Consider the following 17,579-nt stretch of genomic DNA (forward strand, 5'->3'; position numbering starts at 1 on the left):
GATCGGTTAGCATGGGATTTGATCGATTGGCATAGGAAATGATCGGTTCGATAAGGAAGTGCCATCTTTCATTCCAAAATAAAAGCCGCGGAAAATTTCCCGCGGCTTTTACTTTACACATTCAATTTAATTTTCAGTTTCGACAACATGTCCACTGTCATTTTATCCAAATCATAGTTCGCTTTGAAGCCCCATTCATTTATAGCAGCTGTTGGATCAATCGAATCTGGCCAGCTATCAGCAATCGCCTGGCGTACTGGATCTACATCGTATGCCATTTCAAAAGTAGGAATCTGTTTTTTTATAGAAGCCGCGATTTCAGACGGTTCAAAACTCATAGCCGTTACATTAAATGCATTGCGGTGAATCAGCTTCGTCGGATCGGCTTCCATTAAATCAACAATCGCCTGTAACGCATCCGGCATATACATCATATCCATGCGTGTTCCTTCTGCAATATAAGAAGTGTATTTCCCTTCTTCAAGTGCTTTGTAGTAAATATCGACCGCGTAATCCGTCGTTCCCCCGCCAGGTTGCGCTACATATGAGATGAGCCCTGGGAAACGAACGCCGCGCGTATCCATTCCAAATTTGTGGAAATAGTAATCGCATAGTAATTCACCTGCAACTTTATTGACACCATACATTGTCGTCGGTCGTTGCAATGTGTCTTGTGGTGTATCTTTTTTCGGTGTTGAAGGACCAAATGCACCAATTGAACTTGGTGTGAAAAACTGCATATCCAGTTCGCGTGATACTTCAAGTGCGTTCATAAGACCGCCCATATTAAGATTCCATGCAAATAATGGCTCATCTTCCGCTTTAGCAGATAATAATGCAGCCATGTGCATCATCGTATCTGCACCGAAATCCTTTGCAAGCGCATGCATATTGTTCGCATCTGTCACGTCAAGTATTTCAAATGGGCCATCTGTTGCTGCATCCGTGCGACGTATATCTGTCGCCAAGACATTCTCTGTACCATATTCTGAACGTAGCTTTGTAATTAATTCTGAACCGATTTGACCTAAAGCACCCGTCACCATGATTTTTTTCATTATTAATTATTCCCCGCTTTCAAACGTTTGTATTTATGGAGAGTACACTAAAATTATATTTTTATAACTTCATTGATTCTATAGCTTTAATTCATTATAAAACGTTCTCCTAGAAAAGACAACATTGTTTTAAACCTCTACAAATTACTACCAAACTTCTCCATTATAATTAAAGTAAAATATAAGATTCACGGTGGTGAGATAAATAAATTCAACATGTAACGATATATGTTACTTCATAAAAGTTGAATTTTAAATTTAGCGAATGAAAAAAGCCCCAAGTTAAGGGCTTTTTGTTTGTATAAGTATGTGCTTGTTCGTTGATATTACTCTATTTTCATTAACAGCGAACCGTTTTCTTTTTCTTCGGTTCACCGCGTGTTAGTACTTTCTCAATATAATCTGTTGCAAGCGGAACTTTACACGCAGTATTTCCGACATCGACATGTACTTTCCCAACTGCTTCTGCAACTTTTTTTGCTTCATCACGGATTTCAGGTACATAGGCTCCTACGCAAATGACGAACTGATTCATATTATAGCGCACTCGGTTAGGCGCTTCATGAATGGTGTTACGGATTTCTTGTAAAAATGAACTTATTTCTTTCAAGTCCAGCTCATCCGCTCCTGCGTACGTAATATAATTCGAATAAGTACTCCAACCGGCAACCGCCGTCATTTCACGGTCAGACCTAATCCATTCCCTTGCAAGTTTAAGCGCATTTGGACTCTCCGCTGCAACCCATCCCACTGCATATTCTGCATTCATATACCAATTCGCCGCGTCTACCCACCGCTGAAGAACATCCTCTGTCATCAGTTTTGGATCCACTGCAAGCGCTGCGAGATACATCGCATCCGAATTTCCAGTGTCATAAAGTCGAAGCGCTAGCTCATGATCTTTCTTAATATACTTTAAGATTTTCTTCAAATCGCCTACACGAACACCGAAAAACGGTTCGGATGCTCCATGATTCAAGAATGTTGTCTTCGTTTGTTCATTGCCGAATTCTTCAAGCTGCTTCATAACTTCTTCAAACGTCATCAGGGTTCCCCCTTTTTCTTTTCATTTTCTCCTATTTGTCTTGAAGGATGCAAGTTTAGGTCCAGTCGATTGATTAAGTGATTGCTTGCCATGACTCCACAGTGATCCTTCTAACCCCTAAAAAATCCCGGACAGCATACAAGCCATCCGGGATTCCTCATTTATTATGAAATTACATTCAGTTCTTTACCAACTTTTTCGTAAATAACGAGTGCTTCGTCAATCATTTCTTTGGTATGCGCTGCAGTTGGCATGTTGCGGACGCGACCTTTTCCTTTAGCGACTGTTGGGAAGACGATTGATTTAGCATAGACGCCTTCTTCCGCAAGCCGTTTAGAAAATTGTTGTGTCAGCTTCTCTTCGCCGATGATGCATGGTGTGATTGGTGTTTCAGAAGCACCGATATTGAAACCTAATTTCTTAAGTCCCGCTTTTAAGTAATTACCGTTTTCCCACAGTTTATCATGCAGCTCTGTGGATTCCGATATCTTGTCCAATGCGCCCATAATCGCAGCGACATCCCCTGCAGGAAGTGCCGTCGAGAATAAGAATGGACGTGAACGAACTTTCAGCCAGTCAATCAATTCCTGCGTTCCTGCAACATAGCCGCCGACAACACCGATTGCTTTCGATAGGGTACCCATTTGGAGGTCAATCTCTTTTTCAAGACCGAAATGTTTGACGGTCCCTTTTCCTTTACCAGTAACGCCTGAACCGTGCGCGTCATCGACATAAGTGATCAAGTCGAATTCCTTCGCGATTTTCACAACTTCAGGAAGGTTGGCGATATTGCCGTCCATCGAGAACACGCCATCCGTAATGTACATCACTTTTTCATACAGGCCGGATTCCGTTGCTTCTTTTGCTTTTGCACGGAGGTCGTCCATATCTTGGTGATTAACACGAATGACTTTCGCACCGGAAAGGCGGCAGCCGTCGATAATAGATGCGTGATTTAATTCATCCGAAAGAATCGCGTCTTTTTTAGTCATGACAGCGGAAATTGCCGCCATATTACAGTTGAAGCCCGATTGATAAGAAATTGCAGCTTCCGTTCCTTTGAACTCAGCAAGCTTCTTTTCCAACTGAACGTGGATATCGAGCGTACCATTGATTGTACGGACTGCACCTGCACCGACACCGTATTTTTCAGTTGCGGCAATCGCCAATTTTTTCAAATCTTCGTCTGTTGCAAGTCCCAGATAGTTATTTGAAGACAAGTTAATAAGATCTTTTCCTTTAATTTTAATGATTGGGCCGTTTGGTCCTTCAATAGGGTCAATTTCGTTGTAAAGTCCTTGATCACGAAGTTCTTTTAGATTCTCCTGTAAAAATGCAGTGAGTTTTTTTGACAATGTAATCTTCCTTTCAAACAAATGATACCCCCATTTTAGCATACGACCGGCCCAATCGTAGTATAAAGCGCATACTTGTTAAGTTAGTTCCGAAAGAATTTTCGATTTTTTTTCAAAAACGGATGGCATAATCGCAGTATCCATCGTAGCTTTCATGCTATTTTCCGCTTGTGCATAGGCCTGCATATAGCCAGCCGCGTCAAGCATTTTCTCCGTGTAGGCTTCGTGAATTACACTGATTTCCTTTTCCGCCTCTGCATCTTCCTCACACATATGCACGAGGTCCAGCAATTCATCCCCCGGATATTCCACATCGTAAACATGTGGATTCGTTGCGTCAAGAAGACATACCGACAGTTCAGGGAAAATAACTAAATCGACTCCCGCTGGATCCAGCCCACACCAGCCATATTGAACGTCAAATCCACGCTTTTCCGCTTCGGAGCCAAGCGCTTTCATAAGTGTCGATTTCCCGGTTCCCGGAAGGCCTTTAATAAGAATTCTCCGTTCCAAACGCTTCGTAATGGATGGGATGAAATCTTGCGCTCCTCCAGATGTCAATGAACCGATTAGCCTGTGCGAGACAGCCGCTTCCTTATTCAGCTTGATTGTTCCAAATAATTCTTCTTTTAATGATGCTATTTTGTTTTCATGAACCTCCCACATCATCCTTCTGATATTCACTTTCTCCCAATCGTCATGAATATCTTTTGCTTCCGCTAGCGATTGCAATGCTTTGCCTAGTGCAATTCCAGACTCAGCTAATTTCTCCACAATTATTCCATTTTGCCCAACCAACTTGACTTCATCATAGACATCGTAAAAACTGATCACTTTGTGCTTTCCACCGATATCCGCTGGTTCGAGTGCAACTGGATGTGACGCTTGTAGAATAAGCAAGTTCGGTCCTTTAACATAAATTGCATCTGTTTTGTCGGGTTGCACAGGATCCATGAATCGATCGACGTCATAGCCACGCTTTAAGTAATGCGTAGTAGCTTCATTCAACACGTTTGAGATGGCGTTTGTCGGTGGACATTTTAGAAAAAACGTTTGTGAAGCCGATGCAATTAGTTTGTCATATTTATGGGAGATACCAGCACCTGTATAGGCTGTCCCCATATATTGGGTTATCGTTCCATACATACCGATCATCCTTTCTGTACATACGATTAACGTATGCTCAGACAATAAAAAAAAGCACGGCTCGAAGCACATGCTTAAAAATAATTAATGAGTTTCTATTTAAAATAAAGCGTCTTCTTCCTCTTCGCCGATAACTTTCAACAAGAACTTGCGGCATTGTGGCAATGTATAATGAGCAATTTGCCCCAAGAATAAAGCAATTAACACTGTCCCAATTCCAATTGGACCGCCGAATAACCAGCCTATAAGTGCGACAATGACTTCAAGTGTAGTACGAACTTTTTTTACGCTGGCTCCCGTTTTTTTAACAAAGACGAGCATAAGACTATCCCGCGGACCCGCTCCGATATTTGGTGAAATATAGATTCCAACGCCATACCCCATAACAATTACACCCACTGAGAACATCAGTATTTGCGCACCCATCGAAGTGATATCTGGTAGCAGCCAGTTGAATAAATCGATAAAGAGTCCAATTAAAATCATATTCAGCCATGTGCCAATCTGCGGCCATTCTTTCAAAACAGCAGCAGTTGAAATGATAATAATGAATCCTGAAATAATCCCCCATGTTCCAATCGTCAAGCCGAAGTTTTTGTACAATCCGACATGCAATACATCCCACGGGGCGATTCCAAGTTTTTGACCTTTAATCGTCATTGAAATGCCTAGCGACAGAACCATCATACCCACCAAAAAGAATGTCCATCTCCATATTAATATCTTTCTCATATAAGTCCTTCTCCCTAATGATAGTGTAAGTAGCTAGCAATAATAAAAGACACCCACGTAGCTAACGTGAATGTCTTACTTGTAATCTATTCATTGTAACATGGCTTCTATCCTATATACAGACCGTCAACTTTTCACTATGTCGATAAAAAGTGCTTCAGTCACCCTAGCCAACTCTCCGGGAATCAGTTTCATTTGTAATCCTGGTTTACCCGCACTAACAATCATCGAGTCGAGACTTTCGGCTGATTTGTCAATGAATGTCGGGTATTTCTTTTTCATCCCGACAGCTGAACAGCCTCCGCGCACATAGCCCGTTTCTTTCGTCAGCTCTTTCAACGGTAGCATATCAAGCTTTTTCACTTCAGCAGCTCTTGCCGCTTTTTTCAAATCAAGTTCGTCCGCTACTGGCACTAAAAAAATGAATAGTTCACGCGGTCCTGCAATCGTGACGAGCGTCTTATAAACGACATCCACTGCTTGTCCTGTTTTTTCAGCGACGGAAATCCCATCCACCAAACCATCGTTTACGTCATATTCCATTAGTTCGTAGATTACATTTTCCCCATCCAAAATCCGCACTGCATTGGTTTTTACTTGCTTACCTTGCTTTGCCATTCGTTCATCTCACCTTTCCAACAACAAAAGGTCGCCATTTACTAGGCGACCTTCCGTATCCGTTCATGCAATTTTATAAAAGCTCGGCCGATCGATTTCAAATCCCTTCTGTTTCATTAAAACTTGAAAAGAATAAGATGAAATCGCCTTTTCGTACCGTCTTTGCGTAATGAGTATTTCGCGCTCGAGATCGGAGGGAAGTTCTTTGGATGCCATTTTTGCAGTATCGGCTTCTTCACGTGCTGAGGTAATGTCAATTTCGGATTGAGCCCTGTTGTGCAATATGATCTGCGCTTCTGTCCGCATAATTTTTGCTGATGCAGTTGCTGCAAGATTATAATCCGCCGTTGTCGGTTCCGGTTCTGATATTGCTTCAGCCCGCACATCTTTCCAACTAGCAATCGTCTCTTCAAGCGTCGTTCCAATCGGCAGCGCAATCTGCTTCATTTGTCCTGCGCCAAGCTGCCGAGGTTCAGGCCTCTTCGATTGATCGATTTCAGGTTCTTTCTTACCTATCAACAAAGCCTCTAGATTTTCAACCGTTTTCTGATTCTGCCCATTGTATTGCACATTACGATTATAAGCACTTTCAGCATTCCTGCGCCTGCTTGCATCATATCGTTGTATAGGATCGCTTGCTATAGCTTGGGTCATAACGGCATTCATCTTACTTCACCTCCACACTGTCGTATTTGCATAAATCTATTAACTCAAGTATACCCAATTCATTTTGAAGAATAAACCCTACGAAAGCGCTATAAAGGAATCACTTATCGAATAGTTTCTTTAGCGCATCTGCCATCGCCGTATTCTCCAACTCTTCCGGTGCTCCTTGTTTTTTCATGTACTTCTGAACATCGCGTTTATCGGCTTTCTTACCGCCTGAGTTTTCTTTACGCTTCTCAAATGCCGATAACTTCTCACGGTGACCACATTTACAAACAAAAATTCGTCCGTCGCCTTCCCCGCGCATCTCCAATTTCTTTTTACAAACTGGGCATCTGGCATTCGTCAGCATTGAGACGTTTTTACGATGACCGCACTCACGGTCCTGACAAACTAGCATTTTGCCACGTTTGCCGTTCACTTCTAACAGTAGTTTACCGCAATCTGGACACGCTTTCCCCGTGACATTATCATGTTTATATTTTTTATCATCTGTTTTAATTTCAGTAACGGTTTGCCTCGAAAAGCCAATCATATTTTTCATGAATTCTTCCTTTTTCATCTGGCCATTCGCAATTTTTGTTAGCCCTTGTTCCCATTCAGCTGTTAGTGCCGGTGATTTCAAATCTTCCGGAACGAGCTCAAGCAACTGGCGTCCTTTAGATGTCGTGTAAATATCATTGCCTTTTTTCTCCATAACAAACGAGTTGAATAGCCGCTCAATGACATCTGCACGTGTTGCAACTGTTCCGAGTCCGCCTGTTTCACCAATTGTTTTGATAAGTTCTTTTGATTCACCCTGCATGAACTGCGAAGGATTTTCCATCGCTGCAAGCAAAGTTCCTTCATTGAATCGAGCAGGCGGTTTTGTTTGACCGTTCGTCATAACGATGGCTTGAATTTTCACTTCTTCACCTTTTGTAAATGGTGGAAGTGTATCCGTGTCTAGCTCTTCTTCCTCTGTCGAATAAAATTTTTTCCAGCCTTCATCCGTAACAGTACGCCCTTTTGCTTTGAATGTCTCCCCGCCAACTGCGAGTTCAGCGGTTACTTGGTCATAACGGAACGGACCGAAGAAGACAGCTAAAAAACGTTTGACGATTAAATCATATAAACGTTGTTCCTTATCAGATAAGTTTTGAAGAATTGGCGTTTCCTCGGTAGGAATGATGGCATGATGATCTGATACACGTTTGTCATCAATGACGCCTTTCTGCGGTTTAACAGTGCCAGCACGCAGAAGTGAGTTGGTCGCTTTACGGTATGGACCAATATCCACAGCTTTAATGCGCTCTTTCAAAGTGCTTTCCATATCTGATGTCAGATGTTTCGAATCGGTACGCGGATACGTCACCGCTTTATGGCGCTCATATAAATTTTGCAATGTCGACAGCGTTTCTTTCGCTGACCACGACCAACGACGGTGCGCTTCTTTCTGGAGCTCTGTTAAATCAAATAAATGCGGTGCTGGCTGTGACTTCGGTGTCGTTTTTACTTCTATCACTTTTCCAGCATGAACCCCGTCAATTTTCTCGAGTAACTTTTCAACCTGTTCTTTATCGAACGACTGCGTTTGACCCGCTTTATCGTGCCATGTAAACTTCGCGGTTTCCGTCAATGCTTGCATACCGTAGAATGATCTCGGCTTAAAATCACGGATTTGATGCTCACGTTCTGCAATCATAGCAAGTGTCGGAGTTTGAACACGTCCCGTTGAAAGTTGGGCATTGTATTTAACGGTCAGCGCACGCGTTGCATTAATGCCGACAACCCAGTCTGCTTCCGCACGGGCTACTGCTGCCTGATATAAGTTTTCATAAGCGCGGCCGTCTTTCAAGTTGTTGAAACCATCTTTAATCGCTTTATCGGTGACCGATGAAATCCACAACCGTTTAACAGGCTTGCGAACTTTCGCTTGTTCTAGAATCCAGCGTGCAACAAGTTCCCCTTCACGCCCCGCATCCGTCGCGATGATAATATCTTTCACATCGTTGCGCAGAAGCTGTGCTTTAACTGCATTAAACTGTTTCATCGTCTGGCGGATGGGTACCAGTTTGAACGGTGCAGGAATAATCGGTAAATGTTCAAGTTTCCATTCCTTGAATTCATTGCCATAGCCTTCTGGATCCGCATGTGTCACTAGATGGCCCAGCGCCCACGTCACGATATAATTGGTTCCTTCAAGAAATCCATTTCCTTTTTTATTGCAGCCGAGTACCCGCGCGATATCGCGAGCTACGGATGGCTTTTCAGCTAATACAAGTGATTTAGACATAGGTAAATCCCCCTTCTTCATACATCGATTATACGGGAGAACGCGATTGGATGCATGTCGGGCGAATGAATACAGCCCTTGGCGTAAAAAATCCCCCTAACCGGAAAATCCGATTAAGGGAATTGCATCAATTTCATATTTTACGATTGGTGTTCAATCTATCAAAAGCAATGGCTATCTGCCTGTTACAGATCTTAGTCAGCCACTTGGTACTCCATTCATTTCGCAGAAAGTGGTGCATCTCCCGGAATAACCGGCTTTACCTGCTTTTCTTCCCTCGTAAATAAATCTTCTACTTTTTCATAGGATATCGACGTTTCACCGTTCACTCCATCCAGACGCTCTTTCACCCGTTCAATTGTTTTCACAGGTGATGTGAGCGCGATAATTGCATCACCCGCGAAGGCCTGTGGTTCAATTCTTGGTGTGAAGAATTCAATTGTGCCGTCAGCACGTAAAATGTAAAGCAAAATCAATTTGTCATCCCGCTCACGTAAATATTGTGTGTAACTATATTGTTTTGTAATTACCGTTTTACGAATACCATGCCCAGCGTTCATCCGCTCTTCCAAATCATAGATTGAAATGGCAGGTGAGAACAACGACTGTCCCCCCGTTATCGTGAATTCTTTAGCTTCGTTTCCGACGTGGAATACCGACTGATACAAGTTATTACTTCCGAGATGTGGTGCAAAGTCTGAACAAATATGTGCATTGTACGTATCAGTTTTCGTCATTGCGAGGATATACCGATATGGCGTCAAGTCGAGATGATAGTCGATTTGCTCCGATAGGATATCCCCAACGTAACTATTGAGTCCAAGCTTTCGGGCATGTGATAGACCCGCCCAAGACTGATCGATGAGCAGCACATCATTGCCGGTTTCTTTCACCGATTGGGCAAGCTCTGCGGCGAATCGGGTGCCCCCAACGAGAAGTACACCTGATTCGTCCGTTGTTGTTAGATTCAGCTTCTTAGCCAAGAAGCCAATCGAAAACCCATGTAAGACCACTGTGGAGAAAACCAGTGCGAATGTTAGCGCCGTCAATAGTTCTGCGTCCTTGTAGCCATTGTCGAGTAGAATCGTCGCGAAATAGCCTGAAACAGTTAGAGCCACAATTCCCCTTGGTGCAATCCACCCTATTAGAATCTTTTCACGGATGTTTAACTCCGTATTAATTGTTGCAAGCCAAATCGATAACGGCCTGACGATAACTAGCATCGCCAAGACATACAAGATAATATTCAGATTAAAAATTTCGATGAGAATTTGCGGATTAAGTGACGCCGTCAACATGACAAATATACCCGAAATAAGAAGGACGGAAATATTCTCTTTGAATTGCCGTATGTCATGCATCGACGTCATGCGCATATTCGCCATCGTCATCCCCATTGCTGTTACCGCAAGCAATCCCGTCTCATGCATGATTTCATCCGCGAAAACAAATGTGAATAAGACGACCGCAAAGAGTACCGGCGCTTTCAGAAATTCTGGAATACCGCCGCGCTCGAATGCACTTCCAATGACCCGGGCAGCCCCCCAGCCAAGGAGTACCGCAAAAATAGATGCTGCAAAGAACAACAGCAACGCATTCAATGTCACTTGGCTATTCAAAAATTTGATGAACTCAAAAGCGAATACCGCAAGCAATGCACCAAACGGATCAACAACAATCGATTCCCATTTCAAGATTGCGGCTGGGCGCGGTTTCAGCTTCGCCTGCCTCAATAGCGGCAAGATAACGGTAGGTCCCGTAACAATGAACAGACCACCGATTACAAAGGCAACTGCCCAAGAAAGTCCCGCTAAATAGTGTGCTGCAAGCGCCCCAGCAATCCATGCAATGAATGCCCCAACGGTTACAATACGAGCTATCGGCTTACTAAAGCCTTTAATTTCTTTAAAATCAAGATTCAAACTGCCTTCAAACAAAATAATTGCCACGGCAAACGTAATAATTGGACCAAATAGATCTCCCATACTCTCTTTCGGGTTAATAAGACCGAAAATGGGGCCGACAAGAAGTCCTGCAACAGACATGACAACAATTGCCGGCATCCGAAATTTCCAAGCTGTCCATTGCGATAAAATCCCGATTAAGACGACAAGCATTAACTCGAATAATAGTGAATCGAACAATGGAATCACTCCGTTCCCCAAATGGAAATAATGTTAGTTTACCATACTGGCAGTTTCAGTCTACTAGAAATAGACATATCCCAATCGGTCAATACATAAGGTTATAGGGATGAATTGAACAATCTAGCAAGAAAGGGTGATTCCAATAGACGGACAACAAAAGAAAACAGTCGCCATCCATATTTCCAGGTCGGACGGAAAAGGGACATACCCCGCACGCAGAGCAGCCATGATTACAAACGCCTTGGCTGACGAAATAGATATCGTATACTTATGCGGAGTGGATTCTCCGCCAGTGCCCGAGGGATTTAAAGCAATTTCAACCCCAAGCAATGCGCTATTTTTACAAGCACTCGCGTCGATTAAACCTGATCTACTTCTCCGCGATAGCGGCTCTACTATTCAAGAGGAGATTGAAAAAATTACTGAACTCGTCCCCTCCATCATCCATTTCGATGATTTCGGCGACGGTGGTAAATGTGCTGACCTCGTATTCCAGACATTGTATGTCGAATCGAATGATAGTGCGCCAGATCATTACGTACTTGGACGAGAGAGTTTCATTGCTGACGAACAGATGGCTTCAGTTAAGCACATTGGACTTCGCAAAGCCCAGCTTGGACCTCTTCCCCATTTAGTGATTTCATTTGGCGAAGAGGATGAAGGAAACTTGACCTATCGGGCGTTGCGTCATATCATGCAACTTCAAATCCCACTCAAAGTGACCGTTCTCATCGGTGAACAGTATGCCCATGATACGAGCACGATTCGCATGATGGCACTCGAAAGGCGGAATACAACCGTATTGGTGCCTCCATACAACTACGCCGAAATCTACGCGGCAGCAGATATTATTTTATGCGCTTCTGGCTACATGCCTTATGAAGTCGCAGTAATGGGTATCCCTTGCGTCGTGCTCGCACAGAACGATTTCGAAGTGGGGCTTGCTTTTCCGAAAGAACAGCACGGTTTCATTCATCTTGGTCTCGGTCGAAAAGTAAAACAATCGAGTTTGTTGAACGCCATCATGGAACCCCTCTTGCACGAACCGCTACGCAAAAAAGCGATTGCACGACAAACCGCACTCGGGCTCGGGGACGGAAAAGATGCTGTATGCGAAGCGATACGCTATTACCTCGAGTATCCGAAGCGCAATACTAGTGGCGGCGCAGGAAAAAAAACGTCCGATATGCTACACTGAGGAAAAGCGCAAGCGCCTTGGTAGACCCGAAAAGCGCTGGAGGGCCTTAAGATAAAGGCGCTCTTTGCCTTTAACTTAAGGACTGAAGCGACAGAGGAAGGCAGCTTAGGATCGCGACATCCTGTCGCAAAAGCTGCATGACCCACGTCCTGTGGGCCCAGGGGCTAGGCGCTGGAGTCTAGACACTAGGTTAAAAAACTTATACTTTCTAACTTTTAAAAAAGCTGAGGTGTTTTTCTGATGAACAAACGTCAAGTAGAAACAGCAATCATGGAACTAAAAATGGACTATATCAGTTTGCAAGGTGATATCGAGAAGCTAGAATCGACCGGTAATGACAGCTTCGTCAAGAAAGCGGAACTGCGTCTTGCAACGTTGGAAGAAAGTCTCGCGGAACTGAACAAGCAACTTGCTGAATTTGAATGAACAAAAAGGCTATCCGGGACAAAGGATAGCCTTTTTGTTATGCATTTTTCCACATCTGTTGATTAACCATCTATTTGCATAAAATACTGGTGAGTAGGGCTTGGAAGAATCCATTTTCACTGGATCATTTCCGGTTCGCTTTCGGCGAACTAATCACGACATATTTACCGTGAGTCATGTGTGGCTAGAAGTGACTCCGTCATTTCTAGCCACACTTTTTTCGGTAACCCTGTTGCGAATAGTTGCCTATCGTGTACCTACAATGTTCAAGTGGAAAATGCAGTTATGTTTGAAAGAAGCGAATAGATAACTTTCTATAGGGATTGTAAATGCCCGAAGATACAATTTCGGGCACTCTTGCACGTTAACAATGCGTTCCTTGCTTACTATTAGCAAAGAGTATGCATGTAATCATGTGTTATTTTATAGAAAGTAACACTTCTTTACTAGTAAAAAAGAGCAAACCCTAAAGAATATTTCAGCCGCCAAAATTGCATCTTTGGCGGCTTTTATCCAGGTAGATGCCCCTCTATTCTTTCGTCCAAAAAAGCTTTAGCACTTCGTGTACTGATCCATTTGGTGCGCAACGGATGAAGGAACACCATACGATTAACGACAAAAATATGTAGGGATGCGACAAAGTCGCATCCCTACATATCCAGACATCTCGGTAATCGTATAGAAGTCATCCAATCCAAAGCAATCCAAAATCGACTATACACGTAGCGACCAGTTAGTGTTCATGTTATTCACTGGTTACTTTTTGGTATTCAACAAGTGTGGCATTTTTCCATTCGACTATAACTGCTGGCAAACCGACTATATATCCTATCTAACCAACTATATCAACTCAAAAACCAGCCATAAAATTATTGCCAACCTCAATAAGTCGTCATTTTCAACAATTTCTGTAAACCATAAATACCTCGTTGGAAGAAAGTGAAACCATCTTGAAATTCTTCTACGTCAAGCGTGTACAGCGCATCCTCATTGTTCCATAGTCTACTAAAGTAAGTATCTATCTCTTTAGTTAACTCACTGTCATTCGGAGCAATGACCCGCAGATTGGCTTCTAGATTATAATTATCGAGCGTGCGTTCAGTTAAATTAGCAGAGCCGTTCGCAATGTAGGTTTCCTCAGCTGTCTGAACAACCACGAGTTTTGTATGGTATTGACCAATAACCGTATTGTACCAGCGAACATCAATTTTCCCATCCGTTTCTTCCAGCATCTCCTGTACAACCGGCCTGTTCGGCAATCCAGACTTTTCTTTGCCGAAGGAGTTTTCATTCGGGTCCAAAATCATTTTCACATCGACGCCGCGGTTCGCAGCATCGATAAGTGCATTGACAAGATCACGTTTTGCAATGAAGAACATCCCAATTCGAATGGTATCCCCTTCTTGCGCTTTCGCAATATCGCCAAGAAGTCCATTCAGGATTTTCTTCTCCGTCAAATATTGGACGGCATAGTTTCCCCCGTTTTGTTCCGGCACTTCTACGCGTGGTAATTTTCCACCATTCGTATAGTTGACGACCGCTTCTTCCGCCTCTAAAATATCGTTCAGTACACTGCCTTTCACCTTCAATGCCACATTACCGTGAAAACCGCTAGCGTTATGCGGATTTCCTGATGATACCAGTGCTTCTTTATCTGTTACAACGGTCTTGCGGTGGTTCGCCTTGACATTCAGTAACGTAATGTAAGAAGCCAACGTCATTTTAGGTGCTTCGCTTGACATAGCGTTTGCAATCCAGCTCGTTTTCTCAATATCCAACCAGCGGAATATCGTCCTGTATAAACCAGAATAAACTGGAATTGAATCGCGGAGCGGATCCAAATCAGTGTAGATGACTTCGATTCCCGCATCTTCCATCTTTGTGAACCATTTTGTTTCATAAGAACCGTATCCTGTATTCAACGGATCTGTAATAAAAATAATCGGCATATCAGGATGTTGCTGTTTTTTCTCCACCAGTTTCTTTGTCATTGTTTGTGCGATTTTCGGGAATTCTATGTCTTCATCGTAATAATGATCGAATAGGAAATAATCGAGCACGATAAATTGCTCAGCCCGGTCGATCATCGCGTAGACTTCATCGAAAATCGCCAGCTCATGCACCATGTTGTCCCCGTCTTTGTTTTGTGCATAGGTCAAGTCCGTAAACATATCAACTTCGTCCGTCCAGTGCAAATCACCTTCGTATGAAATGCCTTCGGGGAGTTTTTTATATGTATTCCACAAAACAACACCTATATAAAAAAGAGCATACACTGACAGCACTATCACAATAATTCGCTTGCGTCTGCTCCAGCCTTTCTTTTTGTTCTTTTTCAACACACAACCATCCCCATTCAAACATATCAATCTATTTATCTAATTTCCCTCTATCACTTTTTTACAAACAAAAAAACACAGCCTCCTTTGGCTGCGCTCTTATGCAGTGACGTATTCGTGCACTGCTGTATCTGCAATCATCAGTTCTTTCAAATACTTTTTCGCGCGGAATAACCGTGATTTAACCGTACCAATTGAGACCTTCATTACTTCTGCAATCTCAATCAAAGAATATTGATGTACATAGAAATACTCAATTGTTTTTCTGTAAATAACATCAAGTTCACCAATTTTTTGCTGAACAATTGATTGAATGTCATTTTGCTCTAGCAATTCCGCAGGTGTCAAACTATCACTCGGAACAAGATCAAGAATCGGCACATCGAGCGTTTCCGGCTGGTTCATCACATGCTTGCTTCTTCTGACATCTTTGCGGTAACGATCTCGGAATGTGTTCATACAGATTGTTGTAAGCCATGCTTTCATATGGTCGACACTATCCATCCGATCGTTGTAGCGAACGACTTTCACCCATACATCTTGCATAAGATCTTCTGCTTCCTCTTTATTACGTGTTAATTTAAGACATAAATGATATATGTAACGGCCATATTCTTCATACAACCCATTTAGATTTTTGTTCATAACATAACGCCCCCGTCTTCTACCTGTTGTTCTTATTATCGGCAATCGGGACCTTTCAAACCATCGTATTCTCTTTCAGTATACTTACAAACGTGTAAGCTTGAAAAGCGAAAGGCGCCTTCTAGACGCGACAGGCATAAGTCGACCCAGCGACGTGGCGCTCTTTGCCACACAGCTGGGTTGCTCATGACTCAAGCGGCTGGCGCCTGGAGCTAGACATTGAAAAGCGCAAGGCATCTTTCGAAGGAATGCATCCTGTGAACCACCATGTATCGAACGCCGGACACTAGACAAAAAATATCCCCGTAACCGTTTTACTCGATTACAGGGATATGCATGTTAATCAGTTTATACCTTCACTGATTGTAATTGTCATACGGATAATCCGGTTGCGTTCCATCTCCTCGATTTCAAAACGCAGATGATCGTATGTAAAGCGTTCGCCTTCTTCTGGAACGTGACCAAGCTCTTGCAGTACAAATCCTCCAAGCGTCTCATGATCCATTGGCAATTCAATATCGAGTAACTCCATCGCATCCACGATTTCAAGCCTGCCATGACAGATTAACCTAGTATCCGTCTTTTCATAGACAAGTTCTTCTTCGTCATCATCTGTCTCATCCTCAATGTCCTGGCCAATCATTTCTTCGATAATATCTTCATGCGTTATCATACCTAGCGTTCCACCGTATTCATCCAGAACGATTGCCATATGTTTCTTTTTCGACAGCATCATTTTGAATACTTTTTCAACGCTAGCAGACTGCACTACGTAAAACGTATTGCGGTCAATTAAATCACCAAGAGTCTGTTCAGGATCAATCGACCATTTGATTAACATTTTCGAATAAAATACACCTAAAATCGTATCCATACTTTCTTCGTAGACAGGATAACGCGTGTAAGAATGCTCCAAAATTGTGTCGCGAACTTCTTCATACGTCGCTTCAATCGGTAATCCGATGATATCCATACGATGAGTTTCAAGGACGTCGGACACATCTTTTTCCGCAAAATCGAGTACTTCCTTCAACCGATTCGATTCGTCCATCTCAAACGTTCCTTCTATAGAAGCAATGTCAACCATCGAACGGAGATCATCTTTTGTGAGCGTAGCTTTCGTTACCGCTCCTTTCGAGATGATCCTGATGAAAAGATTTGTGAATAGGCCTAGTAAAGCCGTCAATGGTGTTAATAATTTCACCAGCAGTGTAATCGACGGTGTGACCATATAAGCCACTCGCTCAGAAAATGTCGCTGCAATCGTTTTTGGCAATACTTCGCCGAAAACAATGATAATAACTGTCAGAATTCCTGTCCAAACGCCAACGCTTAGCCCCTTGTCGATTGCTATCATTGTAACTAAAGTCGGCATCATAATATTCGCGACATTGTTTCCAATAAGAATTGCTGTAATCATACGGTCCGGTTTCGAAATCAGTTTCTGCAGCTTAATTGCATGCACGTCTCCCTGATCTGCGCGAAACTGGACCTTTCTCCTATTTACTGCTGTAAGTGCTGTTTCACTTCCTGACAAGTAAAAAGACAGGAATAAAAATAATCCAAGTGCTATAAACAAAAGCGATTCCTCCCGGAAATAATTTCATATTTATATATTCAGCCAATTAATAACTTTCAAACAGCATACCATATTATTCATATTTGCGTTCGTCTTTCTTACTCACTATCTACATCATCTGCTATACTATTTCTACTAATTGGGCGTACCGCGCATGAATTTTTAAAGACATGAAAACGCGATAACAACAGTATTCATTTAATTAACCCGCGACATCATAACGTTTAAGCTATATTGTAGGAAGTCGTATGAAATCGCGTGATTGGGGGACTATGCTGGGGGGCATTTGGGGGAACTAATAAAACGTGGGCAGGCGCACGACTCACAACATTAAAACAGCCACCTTCTCA

At 42.8% G+C, this 17,579-nt stretch carries 14 protein-coding genes; 2 read left to right on the top strand and 12 right to left on the bottom strand.

Features of this window, described 5'->3' with window-relative positions; all coding sequences use genetic code 11:
- Positions 1-113 precede the first annotated feature (113 nt).
- The 9 genes from H7992_RS21490 to H7992_RS21530 form a co-directional block, all read right to left on the bottom strand.
- The gene (locus tag H7992_RS21490) at positions 114-1,058 is read right to left on the bottom strand and encodes an L-threonine 3-dehydrogenase (protein ID WP_187045955.1); all 945 of its coding nucleotides are present in this window, start codon (positions 1,056-1,058) and stop codon (positions 114-116) included.
- Positions 1,059-1,398: 340 nt separating this feature from the next.
- Positions 1,399-2,103: a DNA alkylation repair protein gene (locus H7992_RS21495; RefSeq protein ID WP_187045956.1), complete on the bottom strand. Its 705-nt coding sequence runs from the start codon at positions 2,101-2,103 to the stop codon at positions 1,399-1,401.
- Positions 2,104-2,267: 164 nt separating this feature from the next.
- Positions 2,268-3,500, bottom strand: a complete 1,233-nt coding sequence (locus H7992_RS21500; protein WP_156476113.1) for a glycine C-acetyltransferase — start codon at positions 3,498-3,500, stop codon at positions 2,268-2,270.
- Between the two features lie 36 nt (positions 3,501-3,536).
- Positions 3,537-4,604 carry a hypothetical protein gene (locus H7992_RS21505; protein ID WP_067213289.1) on the bottom strand — a complete coding sequence of 356 codons (1,068 nt, stop codon included), beginning with the start codon at positions 4,602-4,604 and terminating at the stop codon, positions 3,537-3,539.
- Between the two features lie 99 nt (positions 4,605-4,703).
- Positions 4,704-5,336 carry a YczE/YyaS/YitT family protein gene (locus H7992_RS21510; RefSeq protein ID WP_067213292.1) on the bottom strand — a complete coding sequence of 211 codons (633 nt, stop codon included), beginning with the start codon at positions 5,334-5,336 and terminating at the stop codon, positions 4,704-4,706.
- Positions 5,337-5,462: 126 nt separating this feature from the next.
- Positions 5,463-5,954 carry a Cys-tRNA(Pro) deacylase gene (gene ybaK, locus H7992_RS21515; protein ID WP_067213293.1) on the bottom strand — a complete coding sequence of 164 codons (492 nt, stop codon included), beginning with the start codon at positions 5,952-5,954 and terminating at the stop codon, positions 5,463-5,465.
- Positions 5,955-6,017: 63 nt separating this feature from the next.
- A complete protein-coding gene (locus tag H7992_RS21520; protein WP_067213296.1) occupies positions 6,018-6,620 on the bottom strand; it encodes a hypothetical protein in 603 nt (200 codons plus the stop codon).
- Between the two features lie 100 nt (positions 6,621-6,720).
- Entirely contained in the window at positions 6,721-8,895 is a 2,175-nt protein-coding gene (locus H7992_RS21525) for a DNA topoisomerase III (protein ID WP_187045957.1), read from the bottom strand.
- 218 nt (positions 8,896-9,113) lie between these two features.
- Positions 9,114-11,039, bottom strand: coding sequence for a cation:proton antiporter (locus H7992_RS21530; RefSeq protein ID WP_255428516.1), 1,926 nt, complete (start codon positions 11,037-11,039; stop codon positions 9,114-9,116).
- Positions 11,040-11,175: 136 nt separating this feature from the next.
- Here H7992_RS21530 and H7992_RS21535 point away from each other — a divergent pair, with 136 nt between their 5' ends.
- Both H7992_RS21535 and H7992_RS21540 read left to right on the top strand, forming a co-directional pair.
- On the top strand, positions 11,176-12,240 hold the full coding sequence (locus H7992_RS21535; protein WP_067213300.1) for a PseG/SpsG family protein: 1,065 nt from the start codon (positions 11,176-11,178) through the stop codon (positions 12,238-12,240).
- A 240-nt stretch (positions 12,241-12,480) separates the two neighbouring features.
- Positions 12,481-12,666: an SE1832 family protein gene (locus H7992_RS21540; RefSeq protein WP_067213302.1), complete on the top strand. Its 186-nt coding sequence runs from the start codon at positions 12,481-12,483 to the stop codon at positions 12,664-12,666.
- A gap of 881 nt (positions 12,667-13,547) precedes the next feature.
- Here H7992_RS21540 and H7992_RS21545 read toward each other — a convergent pair.
- From H7992_RS21545 to H7992_RS21555, 3 genes are all read right to left on the bottom strand, one after another.
- On the bottom strand, positions 13,548-15,005 hold the full coding sequence (locus tag H7992_RS21545; protein ID WP_187045958.1) for a phospholipase D family protein: 1,458 nt from the start codon (positions 15,003-15,005) through the stop codon (positions 13,548-13,550).
- A gap of 99 nt (positions 15,006-15,104) precedes the next feature.
- Entirely contained in the window at positions 15,105-15,650 is a 546-nt protein-coding gene (locus H7992_RS21550) for an RNA polymerase sigma factor (RefSeq protein ID WP_067213306.1), read from the bottom strand.
- Between the two features lie 343 nt (positions 15,651-15,993).
- Positions 15,994-17,229, bottom strand: coding sequence for a hemolysin family protein (locus H7992_RS21555; RefSeq protein ID WP_187045959.1), 1,236 nt, complete (start codon positions 17,227-17,229; stop codon positions 15,994-15,996).
- Positions 17,230-17,579: the final 350 nt, after the last annotated feature.

Origin of the sequence: Sporosarcina sp. resist, from assembly GCF_014302295.1 — a bacterium.
Taxonomy (GTDB): Bacteria; Bacillota; Bacilli; order Bacillales_A; family Planococcaceae; genus Sporosarcina; species Sporosarcina psychrophila.

Bases quoted from the DNA above. Each gene is read 5' to 3' on its own strand.
- H7992_RS21520 (WP_067213296.1), bottom strand. From the start codon at position 6,620: ATGAATGCCGTTATGACCCAAGCTATAGCAAGCGATCCTATACAACGA.
- H7992_RS21525 (WP_187045957.1), bottom strand. From the start codon at position 8,895: ATGTCTAAATCACTTGTATTAGCTGAAAAGCCATCCGTAGCTCGCGAT.
- H7992_RS21495 (WP_187045956.1), bottom strand. From the start codon at position 2,103: ATGACGTTTGAAGAAGTTATGAAGCAGCTTGAAGAATTCGGCAATGAA.
- H7992_RS21490 (WP_187045955.1), bottom strand. From the start codon at position 1,058: ATGAAAAAAATCATGGTGACGGGTGCTTTAGGTCAAATCGGTTCAGAA.
- H7992_RS21505 (WP_067213289.1), bottom strand. From the start codon at position 4,604: ATGTATGGAACGATAACCCAATATATGGGGACAGCCTATACAGGTGCT.
- H7992_RS21510 (WP_067213292.1), bottom strand. From the start codon at position 5,336: ATGAGAAAGATATTAATATGGAGATGGACATTCTTTTTGGTGGGTATG.
- H7992_RS21550 (WP_067213306.1), bottom strand. From the start codon at position 15,650: ATGAACAAAAATCTAAATGGGTTGTATGAAGAATATGGCCGTTACATA.
- H7992_RS21500 (WP_156476113.1), bottom strand. From the start codon at position 3,500: ATGCTAAAATGGGGGTATCATTTGTTTGAAAGGAAGATTACATTGTCA.
- ybaK (WP_067213293.1), bottom strand. From the start codon at position 5,954: ATGGCAAAGCAAGGTAAGCAAGTAAAAACCAATGCAGTGCGGATTTTG.
- H7992_RS21540 (WP_067213302.1), top strand. From the start codon at position 12,481: ATGAACAAACGTCAAGTAGAAACAGCAATCATGGAACTAAAAATGGAC.